At 67.7% G+C, this 12264-nt stretch carries 14 protein-coding genes; 7 read left to right on the top strand and 7 right to left on the bottom strand.

Translation table 11 applies throughout. The annotated features are described in order from the left end of the window. Positions 1 to 31: 31 nt before the first annotated feature. Both AB0B55_RS30925 and AB0B55_RS30920 read right to left on the bottom strand, forming a co-directional pair. On the bottom strand, positions 32 to 448 hold the full coding sequence (locus AB0B55_RS30925; RefSeq protein ID WP_357175621.1) for an AAA family ATPase: 417 nt from the start codon (positions 446 to 448) through the stop codon (positions 32 to 34). A 990-nt stretch (positions 449 to 1438) separates the two neighbouring features. After that, entirely contained in the window at positions 1439 to 1936 is a 498-nt protein-coding gene (locus AB0B55_RS30920; RefSeq protein ID WP_357175618.1) for a hypothetical protein, read from the bottom strand. 181 nt (positions 1937 to 2117) lie between these two features. Here AB0B55_RS30920 and cutA point away from each other — a divergent pair, with 181 nt between their 5' ends. Continuing rightward, on the top strand, positions 2118 to 2447 hold the full coding sequence (gene cutA, locus AB0B55_RS30915) for a divalent-cation tolerance protein CutA (RefSeq protein ID WP_357175615.1): 330 nt from the start codon (positions 2118 to 2120) through the stop codon (positions 2445 to 2447). On the opposite strand, the gene AB0B55_RS30910 is transcribed toward cutA, so the two are convergent. Further along, positions 2368 to 3618, bottom strand: coding sequence for a helix-turn-helix transcriptional regulator (locus tag AB0B55_RS30910; protein ID WP_357175612.1), 1251 nt, complete (start codon positions 3616 to 3618; stop codon positions 2368 to 2370). The genes cutA and AB0B55_RS30910 overlap by 80 nt on opposite strands. A gap of 484 nt (positions 3619 to 4102) precedes the next feature. On the opposite strand from AB0B55_RS30910, the gene AB0B55_RS30905 reads away from it, so the two are divergent. The 3 genes from AB0B55_RS30905 (at position 4103) to AB0B55_RS30895 (ending at position 6099) form a co-directional block, all read left to right on the top strand. Beyond that, complete coding sequence (locus AB0B55_RS30905) at positions 4103 to 4264, top strand: hypothetical protein (protein ID WP_357175609.1); 162 nt, start codon at positions 4103 to 4105, stop codon at positions 4262 to 4264. Then, positions 4251 to 5399, top strand: coding sequence for a helix-turn-helix domain-containing protein (locus tag AB0B55_RS30900; RefSeq protein WP_357175606.1), 1149 nt, complete (start codon positions 4251 to 4253; stop codon positions 5397 to 5399). Before AB0B55_RS30905 ends, AB0B55_RS30900 begins: the two co-directional genes overlap by 14 nt. A 232-nt stretch (positions 5400 to 5631) precedes the next feature. Next, on the top strand, positions 5632 to 6099 hold the full coding sequence (locus AB0B55_RS30895; RefSeq protein ID WP_357175603.1) for a DUF3592 domain-containing protein: 468 nt from the start codon (positions 5632 to 5634) through the stop codon (positions 6097 to 6099). Positions 6100 to 6142: 43 nt separating this feature from the next. Here the strand turns inward: AB0B55_RS30895 and AB0B55_RS30890 are convergent, their stop codons facing one another. The 4 genes from AB0B55_RS30890 to AB0B55_RS30875 form a co-directional block, all read right to left on the bottom strand. Further along, on the bottom strand, positions 6143 to 8221 hold the full coding sequence (locus tag AB0B55_RS30890; RefSeq protein ID WP_357175601.1) for a tetratricopeptide repeat protein: 2079 nt from the start codon (positions 8219 to 8221) through the stop codon (positions 6143 to 6145). Further along, positions 8218 to 8775 carry a DUF6879 family protein gene (locus AB0B55_RS30885; protein ID WP_357121883.1) on the bottom strand — a complete coding sequence of 186 codons (558 nt, stop codon included), beginning with the start codon at positions 8773 to 8775 and terminating at the stop codon, positions 8218 to 8220. Before AB0B55_RS30885 ends, AB0B55_RS30890 begins: the two co-directional genes overlap by 4 nt. Before the next feature lie 7 nt (positions 8776 to 8782). After that, a complete protein-coding gene (locus tag AB0B55_RS30880) occupies positions 8783 to 9004 on the bottom strand; it encodes a hypothetical protein (RefSeq protein ID WP_357121886.1) in 222 nt (73 codons plus the stop codon). A gap of 187 nt (positions 9005 to 9191) precedes the next feature. After that, positions 9192 to 9842, bottom strand: a complete 651-nt coding sequence (locus AB0B55_RS30875; RefSeq protein WP_357175598.1) for a winged helix-turn-helix transcriptional regulator — start codon at positions 9840 to 9842, stop codon at positions 9192 to 9194. A 75-nt stretch (positions 9843 to 9917) separates the two neighbouring features. Between AB0B55_RS30875 and AB0B55_RS30870 the strand changes: the two genes are divergently transcribed. The 3 genes from AB0B55_RS30870 to AB0B55_RS30860 all read left to right on the top strand — a co-directional run bounded on the left by AB0B55_RS30870 (position 9918) and on the right by AB0B55_RS30860 (position 12252). Next, positions 9918 to 10436 carry a pyridoxamine 5'-phosphate oxidase family protein gene (locus tag AB0B55_RS30870; RefSeq protein ID WP_357175596.1) on the top strand — a complete coding sequence of 173 codons (519 nt, stop codon included), beginning with the start codon at positions 9918 to 9920 and terminating at the stop codon, positions 10434 to 10436. A gap of 27 nt (positions 10437 to 10463) precedes the next feature. Further along, a complete protein-coding gene (locus tag AB0B55_RS30865; RefSeq protein ID WP_357175593.1) occupies positions 10464 to 11051 on the top strand; it encodes a dihydrofolate reductase family protein in 588 nt (195 codons plus the stop codon). Between the two features lie 88 nt (positions 11052 to 11139). Further along, positions 11140 to 12252, top strand: a complete 1113-nt coding sequence (locus AB0B55_RS30860) for a tetratricopeptide repeat protein (RefSeq protein ID WP_357175590.1) — start codon at positions 11140 to 11142, stop codon at positions 12250 to 12252. The last annotated feature ends 12 nt before the right edge of the window (positions 12253 to 12264 follow it).

The raw sequence follows: 12264 nt of genomic DNA, 5'->3' as shown, positions 1-12264 counted from the left end.
CTAGACAGCTCCACTCCACAACCGGAGGCCTTCACCTACCTACGACATCAGATCGTGTCGTCACACAACCTCGACCAACCTCCCTGGACAGCACACCTAGTGCATGCTTCATCTGAGGTGCTTCGGAAACGAGTTCCGCTACAATCTCTTGAGTCTCCTCTATCGTCAACTGAAGGCAAACGGAAATTCGGATTGGTGAAGCCGGATTTTCGTTACGGTGGAAGTCGAAGGGTTTGCCGAAGGCAGAGTTTCTTTCGGCTTCTTTTGTATTGCCGAGCGCAACTACGGATCCGGACGACATGACCGAGAAGAAGCTATCTAGAGCGTTTAGAATGGTGGACTTCCCAGAGTTGTTCTTGCCAATCAGAACATTTAGGGTTCCGCAGTCTTCTAAGGAAGTGGAGTCGATGCCACGAAACTTGCTTATGTCGATGCGCTGAACCTGCACGAATTCCTCCTCGGCACGATGAACGAACGATTTTACGGCACAATACGTACGGTCAAGTCCCGCGCCACGCGACTAAAGTGTAGATTTAAGAGCCGTATCGTTGCTTGACAGAGCGTTCGTCGTCGAGTAGCGGGTCCAAACTCAGCGATATACGATGCTGGGACTCTAAGCACTGTCCAGGGTCGATCATCAACTGCTCCTGTCCTAAAGATCAAGGAAGCCTCAACGCGTCGCATTTTGAACCGGAAAAGGGCTTTCCTTATTCTTGTCGACGGACCGCACGGGCTCTTGGGTCAACTCGACAGGAACTGAACCCACGACTGGCATGGGAAGACGCGAAAGTATCCCCTTTCAACAAGTTGTCCTCCGACAACGGCTTGTGCTGGCCCGTAATGCGTGACGAACCGGCGAGGCGAGGTTGCTGTTTGATGTCACCACGAGAATGTCCACAAGGGGCTGCCCCTGGTGCGGTGAGGGCCCACCCCGCTTCCCGGTCCAGCAGGCGGGAGATGGAGGGAGGCATGGCCAGGAGCCCAAACGCTGTTGGAGCGTCGACGTGGCGGCTCGACTTGACGAGGCGCTGGCGGCGCGCGGCGCCCTAGCGGGACTCGTCATCGACGTACCTGAGGGTGGCGGTCGCTCGGCGTACACGGGGCCACACCCGCCTCGGGTCGATCGGGCTACCGCAGCGGCACTCGTTGGGCTTCTGGCTGGCTATCGCCGATTGAAGGATGCCCTCGGTTCTGGTTCGATCATGGGGTCGGTCCGCGCTCATCTCGAAACCGTGACAAGCCTGTTGGGCGATGCGTCCCTCGATGTACGGCCGCGTCTTGTCGACGTCGCGGCACAGTGGGCGCAGTTCGCGGGCTGGCTGTGCACGGCCCGCGGTGAGGAGCGTGCGGCCACGGTGTGGAGCGCGAGAGCCCTGGACTGGACCACCGAGGCGGGCAACACGGATCTGATCGCGACGGCCCTGTCCTTTCAGGGGCATCAGGCGGAGTTGCGGCACGACCTCCCGGCCATGATCGAGCTGTCCCGGGAGTCACGTCGGGACCAGGCGGTGAACGCGCTCTGCACGCCTACTGCGCAGGCCAGGAGGCCAGAGGGCTGGCCATGGCCGGAGCAGTCGGCGATCCGCGGGTGGCGCAGCCCTTCTTCCCGGCTGAGCTTGCGCCCGAAGATCGGACTGTCACCGCCCACCTCGCCACCGTTGACGAGTGTCGCGGCAGGGGCCGGGGAACCGACCACGGGACCGACCCGGCAGCCGAACGTGATGTGGTCGTCGACGCGATCCTGGCCCCACGTCCCCAAGATGGCATCGATCCAGGCCTCGTGCACCCCGTCGTGGTGATAGCAGCTCGCGAAGTAGACAGCGAAGGCGGTGTCGCCCTCGTAGATGTTGGCCCAGGTCCGGTCCGCCTGCGTGTCGCAGCACTGGCACACGAACTCGCGTACCCGGCGACTGCTCTCATCGATCACGAGATTCACGGCGCGAACAGTAATGGCGACGAGCGTCCCAGACGATCCCTCGGGTGGTGGCTCTCAGCGCATCGGCCGGCAGAGCTTGTCCGCAGCCGGGCTGTCTCCGAACAGCCCACACCAGACAATGGTTCTGTTTGTCATTTCTGGAGGGTCTGAGTCGTGTCCCGATGCCGCTAGGGTGTAACGGATGAGCGACTACCTCCAGGTGTCAACGGCCACCGAGACACGCGAGGTCGGCGTCCGGATCGCGAAGGGGGCAGTCGCCGCCCGGCTCGCCGCGAGCGGACAGGTGATCGGTCCCGTCACCAGTGTGTTCTGGCACCACGGCGCACAGGGCTCGGGCGAGGAGTGGCAGGTGCTGCTCTACACCACAGCAGAGCGGTACCCACAGTTGGAGCGATTCGTCCTGGACGAGCATCCGTGGACCAACCCGCAGGTCAGTGCGGTTCCGATCGTGCAGGGTTCGACGGAGTACCTGGAGTGGTTGAGTCGTTCCGTCGAGGGCGCGGAGGCATAGCCGCGACGAGGGCCCGAAGATCGGCGACGCACGGCAGCCCTGCGTGCGGCTCCACGCGACGTAGGAATGCGTCAATTCGCTGCTGTGGCCGGACGGAACCGACGCCGGAGGCAAGGCGTACGGCGCTTGTCGCAGTCTGGCACGCCTGCTCGATCTCGTTCGCGTCCAGGTAGGCGTCAGCAAGCCAGGACAGGTAGAGCGCCTTGTCGCGGGCCTGCGTGTCGCAGAAGGTCGCCAAGGCGCGCTCCAACACCGGAATTGCGCGAAGCGGCCGGTGGAGCACGGTCTGGCAGCGGCCGGTCATGATCTCGCCTTCTGTGCCGTCCACCCAGTACACCCAGTCCGGCTCGGGCCGGTTGTCGTGCTCGGCAAGAAGGGTCGTACCGGTTCCGAGATGCCGGTCGGCGGCCGGCGCATCGCCAGCGACAGCGGATGCCCAGGCAGCCCGCAGGTGCAGCAACGTCCGCACCCGTGGTGTCGCCGTGGTGCCGGCGGCCTCGCAGGCCGCGCTGGCCACGTCCGCACCCCGACGCCCGGTGGCGAGTTGCTGGTACGCAAGGAATGCCATCGCGTTCGCCATCAGAGCGTTGTCGTCGGCCTCCCGTGCGGCAGCAAGGCTGATTCGGAATTTGCCATCCGCGTCGGGATGGTCGCCCGCGTCGAACGCCGCCCAACCGGCCAACTGCGCTTGCTCGGCGAGGACCGCCAGTAGCCGACGGCCCGTGCGCTCTGCGTACACGCCGTTCTGGATCAGTCGCGTTGTGGTCTCCACCTCGGCCGCGTAGATCTGACGGGTGTCAGCGCCACCGAGATAGTTGTCGAGTCGGCGTAATCTCGCCGTCCGCTCAGCCAGCTGCCCAGGCGTGCCACTCCCGACATGTCGACCGTGGGCGAGCAGGGTTTGTGGGAGTGCGGCAGTAACGCCGGCGGCGGCGACGAAAACACGACGGCGGATGCCCTGACGCGTTGCGGCCAGTGCGGACAGCTCACCACCGGCGTGAAGAGCGTCGTCGACGTGTCGGGCGACATGAGCGGTGGGTGGCTTCGCGCCGGTCTCCAGCTCGTGCAGGTAGGACTTGCCGTAGTAGGTCTGCTTCGCAAGCTCACGCAGTGACAGACCACGCTGGCCGCGAAGCTGGCGCATGCGCTCCGAGAACGACACTTCAGTCATCGCGATCACCCCAGGTCGGCTGGTGGCAGCTCTCCAACCCCTGCGGGTCAAGGATTGCCATCCGTCACGCTAACGCTGCCGACTGTCGCCGTCACGTCTGAACTATCGGCATTGTCGTCCGCGGACGTGCGGAAGCACCCGTATACCTGAGGTCGTTACTCGGCGTCCTATTGATCGGACGTGACTGCGTAGTCGACCGAAGCGGGCGACTCGGCTTCTGAGCTGCACCTCGCCGTCGCACAGGCGCAGGCCGGGGACGCGGCGGCGGCTCGCGAAACCCTCGCGGCAGCAGACGCCATCGCCCTTGCCGCAGCGTCCCGGGAACTCGCCCGTGAAGTGGCCGAGACGGTCCACCACCTTCGCCTGTCCGCTACCCCGTAACGGACGCGTTTCGCCTGGTACGGCACCGATTTTCGCATCGACGATGGTGGTGGGTGACGGGTTGGATGGCTGACGCCGTGCCCACTGGTCGATGGAGGTGGGCGTGCGAGGCGACGAGCAGTCGAGCGAGGGTGAACAGGCTGAAGCTGCCGAGCGGGAGGCGGCCAAGCAGCGCATTCTCGCGCAGGCCGAGGCGGAGCGCGTACCCGTGGAGGACACGACCCGCGCGGTCCCGGACCGGCGGTGGCGGCGTGACAGGGGATGACGTTCCGATCGGGCGGCGGGTGGCGAGCTGGCGGGTTCGGCGGCAGATGACCCAGCAGGTGCTTGCCGACCGGCTGCGCAGGTCGAAGAGCTGGGTCGACAAGATCGAGCGGGGCGTCCGCCCCCTGGACCGGTACTCGGTGATCCAGGAGGTCGCTCACGTCCTGCGGGTCGAGCCGGAGGCGCTGCTCGGCCAGCCGCGCGGCACTCCGGCGGGCACGCCGGACGGGGTGGACGACATCCGGGCCGCGCTCGCCCGCTACGACACCCCGGAAGCCACCCAGCAGACGCCGGAAGAGGCAGGAAGGCAGGTCGGGCACGCCTGGTTGACCTATCAGCATGCGCACTACGGGGAGTTGCTGCGGGTGCTGCCGGGCCTGCTCGACGCCGCCCAGGGTGCCCGGTCGGCGGAGGTGCTGGTGTCGGCGTACCGGATCACCTCGTCGCTGCTGGTCAAGCTCGGCGAGGCCGAGCTTGCCTGGTTGGCCGCCGACCGGGCGATGGGTGCCGCCGGTGACGACCCGGTCCTCGCGGCGACGGCGGCCGTGTCGGTCGGGCAGGCGCTGCGCGCGTCGGGCCGTGACCGCCTGGCCCTGGCCGCGACGCTCGCCGCCGCGAACCGCGTCCGGCCGCAGCGGTCGGCGGGGGAGTGGGCCGTGGGCGGGACGCTGCTGCTCCAGGCCGCCCTCGCCGCTGCCGGCTGCGGCGAGCACCGGCACGCCGCCGCGCTGACCGACCGGGCCGCGGGCGTCGCCACAAACCTTCGGGGGTACGACGATCAGCACCGCACCAGCTTCGGCCCGGTCGCCGTCGAGCTGGTGCGGGTGCTTCTGGCCGCCGCGCGGGACAACTCGGTGGAGGCGCTACGGCGGCACTCGATCGTGGTGCGGCGGGAGGGCTGGCGGTGGTTGCCGGCCGAGTATCGGGGCGCGTACCTGCTCGACGCCGCGCGGGTGTACGTGCACGCCGGGGACCTGCGCGGGGCGGCGCGGGCGCTTGTCGACGCGGACAGTGTCGCGCCGGCCGAGGTTCGGGGGCGGCCTCTGGCGCGTACCCTCATCGCCGATTGTGCGCGGGCGCGGCCGGCGCCGGCCGGCGTGGCGCGACTGGCGACGCTGGTCGGCCTCACCCGATGAATCGGTACGCCCACCGAGCTGTTCGGACTGGTCGGCGGGTTCGTCGCACCAGGGCGTGGGGGCGGGTACTCCGATGAGGTTGATGACTCAGTGGCATTTTGATGCCTCAGAGTCATCAGCCTCAATCGGGAGTTGCCTCGGGCGCTGCGCCACGCCGACGATCAGCCAGCCGGTGGACTGGGGATCGTGCCCACCCCGCAACCCCTTGCGTGGCGCGGATAACCTCTCGGCCATGGCTGAGTACCGCAATCCCACTGGTGTCTCGGCGCTGCGGGCCGCGCTGACGGCAATCATGTGCGGAATCCTGGTGACCGGTCTCGGCGTCACGATCGTTTGGGATCATCGAGGGTGGCCGGGGGAGGTCTACACCAGCGCCACGGTGATCAGCTCATCTGAGACGCCACCACGCGCGAGTCGCCATGGGACGTACTACGAGTTTCAGTACGCCGTCCCCGATGGACGGCAGGTGCTCCGCTGGGAGTTGGTCACCCGCAGCGGTTCCCCCAACCGCGACGGTGACTCCGTCACGGTCCTCTACTCACCGGATGCCCCGGAGCGGGGCCGGCTGTGGGTGTCCCGAGACGGGGCGGAGTATCTGGTCGCGCTCGGCGGGATAGCGCTCGTGTTCGTCGGGCTCTGGGGCGTCACCCATGAGCTTCGCAAACGGCGTCGGCGACGGCATGCGGCAGCCCCCGCGTAGTTGACGCGACGCCTGCCGGCGCTACGACGGCACTCGAGCGTGGTTAGGTGCTCTGGTCGCTGCCGATCTGCGCGAGAGAGCTGCGAACGACACCAGCATGGGGATCTGCCAGGGGATCGAGGATCTGTAGTGCCTGCTGCCAACAGCGTTGCGCGTCTTCGTGCTGGCCTGCGGCGTGATGGGTGTCGCCAAGCGCTGCCAGCGTGAGTCCTTCGCAGCGTCGGTCGTCGAACCTGCGGAACAGATCCAGGGCGTGCGTGTGCCGTTCCAGGGCCTCGTCGAGTCGGCCGAGCTGCTGATACGCCAGGCCGAGGGGATAGGAGGCCCAGGCGACGCTCCAGTCATCGTTGATGCTGCCGAGGATGGCGACTGCTTCCTGGTAATGGGCGATGGCCGTGTCGAAGTGTCCTCGTGCGCGGTGCCCGTTGCCGAGGCTGAGCAACGACATGCCCTCACCTCGGGTGACGTCGTGGCGGCGGAAGACCTCTCGCGCTTGCCGGTAGAGTTCCATGGCTTCGTCGGTCTGCCCAAGCTCCTCGTGGATGAGGCCCAGGCCGCGAAGGCAAAATCCTTCCACCCAGTGGTCGCCGACCTCACGGCTCGCGGCGACGCCTTGGTGATAGCAGTCGAGCGCGGTGGCGCGCTCCCCTGTGCGCCAGTAGGCGTCGCCGAGGCAGCGGAGGTTGGCGGCTTCGCCGAGACGCGATCCGGCCGAGCGTGCCGCACGCAGGCCGATGAGGTGGATATCGCGCCAGTCGGCCCAGTACGACCTCAGTTCGAAGAAACCGTCGCTGACCACCGGCAGTTGCCAGGCGATGTCGAGTTCTCCCAGATCGTCGGCCTGCCGGACGGTGTCCAGAAGGTTCAGCCGCTCACGTTCGAACCATGCCATCGCCTCGGCCACCGTGCGTGGAGCGGCGAGGGCGACGCCTGGTTCGGCTGGGGCCAAGTCCACGGCATGCGAGTACGGCAGAATGACCTTGCGGCCCTCTTCGGCCATCAAGAGATACCAGGAGTAGACACGGCGGCGTGATTGGCGCTGCTGCTCGGGCGCCTCCTCGGCCTGTGCTCGTTCGAGCGCGTAGGCGCGGAGAAGATCGTGGAACAGGTATCGGTCGCGGGCGGGGTTCTGCACCAGGTGCGCTGCCGTGAGCTGGTCGAGCAGACTGCGGGCTCGGGGCAGACTCACGCCAGCGAGGGCCGCCGCTGCCGCCGCCGAGATGTCGGAGCCGGCGTGAAGGCCGAGTAGTCGAAAGAACCGTGCCGTGTCGGTGGGCAGCGTCTGGTAGGACCACGAGAACACCGCCCGTACGTCGGAAAGCTCGTCATCGTCGACCGCGAGGGCGTCAAGTTGATGCTCGGTCAGGGCGAGATTTGCCACGAAATCCGCGAGGGTGACATGGGGAGAGTTGGCGATACGCTCCCCGATGATCCGCAGAGCGAGGGGGAGGTAGGCGCAGCGGCGAGCAAGTTCAGCGGCGGCGTGCGGCTCCGCGCCGACGCGGTCCCCGCCGATGCTGTCGCTGAGCAGCGCGATTGCCTCGTCAGGAGACAGAACGTCCAAAGTCATCCGTGACGCTCCTTCCCGTGCCACGAGGCCGGAAAGTCGGCTGCGGCTGGTGACGATCGCCATGCAGGTCGGTGTGGCCGGGAGTAGCGGCCGGACTTGACCGACGGTGGACACATTGTCCACCACGATCAGGACGCGCTTGCCGCTCAGGACGGACCTGAACAGGGCAGCACGTCCGTCAGTGTCCGTGGGGATTTGCTCCGCCGGTACGTGCAGAGCGCGGAGCAACGTGTCCAATGCCTGGCCGACATCGAGGGCTGGACCAGGGCCGTAGCCGCGCATGTCGACGTAGAGATCGCCGTCGGTGAACCAGCTGCGTGCTCGGTGAGCCCAATGGACGGCCAGTGCTGTCTTGCCAACGCCGGGGGCGCCCGCGATGGCAGCCACGGTCATCGGGAGGCCCGCAACCGAGTGGTTTTCATCGCTCGGCAATGCCGCGTCCAGGCGGGTGAGGGTCTGCTCGCGGTTGACGAAGCCGGTCGCGTTGCGGGGAAGTTGACGCGGCGGCTGGAGGCCCGCACGCTGCCACCCCGTCGGCGAGCGATCAGTCATGGGACCTTGATCTGTCGCTGGTCTGTGACCTTCCTATAGGGGACCGATGCCGCGACGGCCGCATCACGCCACAGATTGGCCTGCACGATCTGATCTGCCTCGCTGACCAACTCGCCGGAGACGAAGCGCCCCTCCTCGTCGTAGTACATGGCCACCAGCCGCGTTGAGTCGAACAACCAGTAGTCGTAGTGCGGTAACGCGGCCGGCCAGTCGTCGTCGGAGACCACGATGAGGCGGACGTCCTCGCCTGCCTCGACGGTGTGCTCGTAGGCCCAGCCGCACTCGAACCGCACGTAATCCGACAGCGGCTCGGTGATGACATGGACCCGGTGCATGCGCTTGCCCGCCGACACCGCCGCCCGCACGGTGTCGCACCAAGCCGCGATCCCCGGAAACTCGCCGCGGGTCTCACCCGCCAGGAACCGCGCGAACTCGTCCTGCTCGTACGACACGTCGTATTGCTGAAGCGTCTCCAGCCGGTAGGCCGTGTATCGGAAGTCGCGGAACAGCTGGTTGAACTCGTCGTCATCGAGGGACGTGAACGACCGGGTCAACGCTCGATCACCGCTGCTCGGACTGGCGGTAGCGCTCAATGGCACCGAGCAGAACCTGGGCGGGAATCCGCACCGCGCCTTCACCAGGAAGAACGTTCTCCAGCTGGCCGACGGTGTCCTCGTCGATGAGGTTCCCCTGAACGACAAGCTCCCCGCTCTCTCCGAGGTAGACGGTAGGGCACCCGTTCCCACCCGAGCCGGGATCCTTGTAGAGCTTGGTCAGCTTCATGGTGACCTCCATCAGAGAAGCGGACGGCTGACAAGTGCTGTCGGTCAGGAGAGTAGTGCGCAGCGTAGTTGCCCAACAAGCCGATACCGTGCGTCTGGCCCGTTGATGCGTACTCTCATCGCCGATGTCGCCCGCGCGCAGCCGGCGCCGGCCGGCGTGGCGCGACTGGCGATGCTTGTCGGCCTCATCACGTGAACGGGGTCAGCAGAAGGTCGGTGAGGCGCCGCTGGGCGTCCTCGTCGCCGGTGAGGCGCAACGCGCCCGACTCCACTGCCGCCGAGAGGGTGATCTCAAAGCCGCAGACGGCCCGGAGGGTGTCGATGTCGGTGGTGAGCGTCGCGTCGGGGTCGGGCGCCGTGCCGCGACGGATCTGCACCGCGTCCTCGGCGACCTCGGCGAGGATCGTGTCGGCGTCGATGTGGAACGCGTAGGTGCCGGCGAGTTCCGGGGCTCGCGCCGGATCGAAGGACGCCTTGACGCTGAGCAGCAGGGAGTCGACGCCCAGAGCGCCGTCGGGCATCTGCGGTGACTGGCTTCCCCAGCGCCCGAACTGCAGGAGGATGGGCTCCAGGGCGCGGCCCCACTCGGTGAGCTCGTAGAGGTGGACCCGCGTCGGCGGCCCGAGGTCCCGCCGTTGCACGACGCCCTGCTCGGTCAGTTGGCGCAGCCGCTGGCTCAGCACGTTGGGGCTCACGCCGGGTAGTCCGCCGAGCAGGTCGTTGAAACGCCGGGGGCCGAGCAGGAGGTCGCGGACCACCAGCAGCGCCCACCGCTCCCCGATGACGTCCAGTCCACGCGCGACACCGCACGGATCCCCATAGCTACGCACGCCGCTCATGACCGTCAGCCTACCTCGATCCTAATTTAGGAGTTGCACTTGTTCTGTAGGAGTTGACCCTCTACGTTGACTCTCATGAGCCTGCCCATCGCCGAGGCCGCGAACCTGCCGCAAGGTGATCTGAAGCTGCTGGACACCGCCCTGGCGCAACGCCTGCTCGGCGCGCCCGTGGCACGCCTCGCCTACACCAGCCGGGACCTGACGCCGCGGCTGATCCCGGTGAACTTTCTGTGGACCGGCGACGAACTGGTCGTCGGCGCGTTCGCCGGCACCTACAAGATCCGTGACCTGCGCGCCCGGCCGGACGTGGCCATCTGCATCGACACGGCGGACGGGCTTCCGGAGGTGCTCATGCTGCGCGGGAAGGTCACCCTGGCGGAGGTCGACGGCGTCCTACCCGAGTACGCCACCATCCAGCGCGCCGGGATGGGCGACGAGGTGGGTGCCGCCTACCTGGAGGCGATCGACAAGCCGGGCCTGCGGATGGTCCGGATCGGCCTGCGCCCCACCTGGGTCGGACTCGTCGATTTCCAGCAGCGGTTCCCGAGCCGGACACCCGAACCCGTCCGAGCCGCGCTCAGCGGCGGTCACTGAGCCCGAACCAGCACAGAGGACGAGGGTATGCGCAAGATAGTCGTGTCGATGTGGACCACGCTCGACGGGTTCGTCGCCGGTCCGGACGACGAGATGGACTGGCTGCTGTTCGGCGAGCAACTTCAGCGGTACGAGCGGAGCCTGGTGGACAACGCCGGCAGCCTGCTGCTGGGCCGGGTCACCCACGCCGACTTCGCCAGCTACTGGCCGCTGGCCGCCCAGAACCCCGACGAGCCGGACGAGGTCCGAGGATATGCCCAGCGCGTCGACGCGCTGGAGAAGATCGTCGTCTCCGCCTCCGGCAACACCGCGACCTGGAACAACACCCGGAGACTGGCCCGTATCGACCCCGACGAGATCGCCGAGCTCAAGCGCGGGTCCGGCGGGGACATCGTGGTCTACGGCAGCCTCAGCGTGATCCGGTCCCTTGCCGATCTCCGGCTGATCGACGAGATCCATCTCCTCGTGCACCCCGTCTTCCTCCGCCAGGGCAAGGCGCTGTTCGACAGCGGTCAGCCGCCCGTACGACTGGAGCTGGTGTCCGCCGAACCCTTCGCCTCCGGGGTCGTCCTGATGACGTACCGACCGACGCCGCTCGTCGGCCTCACCCGTTGAGAACCTGCGGCGACGGAATCAGCCAGGATCGATAGTCTGCTCCCTGTGACGGGCCGTGAGGTCGTCGACACCGCTGGAGGTGCGCGCAGTGGGCAGATGGTTCAACCGCAGCCGTAAGCGTGACGACGAGCCACCGCGTGAACCGGAGCCGACCGGCCCGGTCATCGAGATCACCGTCAGCGGCGGCGGTCGTCCCCCGGTGACGCAGACCATCGGTGGTCCGACCGCCTTCGGCCTGCAGTACCACGCCTTCCACGAGCAGTACGGCGGGGCCGACCCGCGGACGTTGGACGCGGGACACCGCTACGCGCAGGAGCTGATGCGTACCAGGGACGTCGACAACGCCGTGACCGTGTACCAGGAGGTCGTCGGGTTGCGCAGTTCGGCGCAGGGGGCGGAGCATCCCGACACCCTGCGCACCAAGCACAGCCTGGCCTTCGCGCTCTGGCAGCGCGGTTCGCACGCCGAGGCGGAACTGGTGCAACGGGACGTCTACGAGGCACGCCGCCGGGTGCTGGGCGACGACGACGCCGAGACGTTGCGCAGCGGCAACAACCTCGGCTGGTTGCTGATCGAGTTGCGTCGGATGGACGAGGCCGAGCCGCTGCTGCGGCGGGTCGCCGACGGTATGGCGCGGACGCTGGGCCGGGACGACGCGGACACCCTGGCCTGCCAGATGAAACTGGCCGGCCTTCAACACCTGCGGGGCGACAGCCAGCCGGCCGAGCGGGCCCTGCGGGACGTGGTCCGGCGGATGACCAGGACGTTGGGGCCCACCAGCCCGGTGACGCTGCAGGCGCGCAGCAACCTGCTTGTCGTCCTGCTCGACTCCGGCCGGGCGGCCGAGGCGGTCGACCCGGCCCAGGCGCTCGCCGACGACGCGGGGCGCGCGCTCAGCACCACCGACGGTGTCTCGCTGCACGCCCGGCACTCCCTCGCCAGGGCGCTCGCCGGGGCGGGGCGGCCGGCTGAGGCGATCCGGTTGCTGGCCGACACGCTGCCGGACAGTGAGCGGGGCCGGGGCGTCGATCATCCCGGAACCCTGGAGATGCGGATGCTCTTCGCCCAACTGCTCATCGAGGCGGGTGACCGGCGGGCCGGCAGCGCGGCGCGGGCCGCGCTGGCCGGGTGCGAACGCGTACACGGCCCGACCCATCCCGACACGGAAAGGGCCCGCGCGCTGGTCCGGCGTACCCGCTGATCCCAACGGGGG

Source organism: Micromonospora sp. NPDC049107 (genome assembly GCF_040648595.1).
Classification (GTDB): Bacteria; Actinomycetota; Actinomycetes; order Mycobacteriales; family Micromonosporaceae; genus Micromonospora.
The sequence above is the reverse complement of the archived record's forward strand: the minus strand, read 5'-3'. Positions and strand labels throughout refer to the sequence as shown.

Coding starts and splice junctions, on each gene's coding strand:
- cutA (WP_357175615.1), top strand. CDS start 2,118: ATGAGCGACTACCTCCAGGTGTCAACGGCCACCGAGACACGCGAGGTC.
- AB0B55_RS30910 (WP_357175612.1), bottom strand. CDS start 3,618: ATGACTGAAGTGTCGTTCTCGGAGCGCATGCGCCAGCTTCGCGGCCAG.
- AB0B55_RS30895 (WP_357175603.1), top strand. CDS start 5,632: ATGGCTGAGTACCGCAATCCCACTGGTGTCTCGGCGCTGCGGGCCGCG.
- AB0B55_RS30890 (WP_357175601.1), bottom strand. CDS start 8,221: ATGACTGATCGCTCGCCGACGGGGTGGCAGCGTGCGGGCCTCCAGCCG.
- AB0B55_RS30880 (WP_357121886.1), bottom strand. CDS start 9,004: ATGAAGCTGACCAAGCTCTACAAGGATCCCGGCTCGGGTGGGAACGGG.
- AB0B55_RS30875 (WP_357175598.1), bottom strand. CDS start 9,842: ATGAGCGGCGTGCGTAGCTATGGGGATCCGTGCGGTGTCGCGCGTGGA.
- AB0B55_RS30870 (WP_357175596.1), top strand. CDS start 9,918: ATGAGCCTGCCCATCGCCGAGGCCGCGAACCTGCCGCAAGGTGATCTG.
- AB0B55_RS30865 (WP_357175593.1), top strand. CDS start 10,464: ATGCGCAAGATAGTCGTGTCGATGTGGACCACGCTCGACGGGTTCGTC.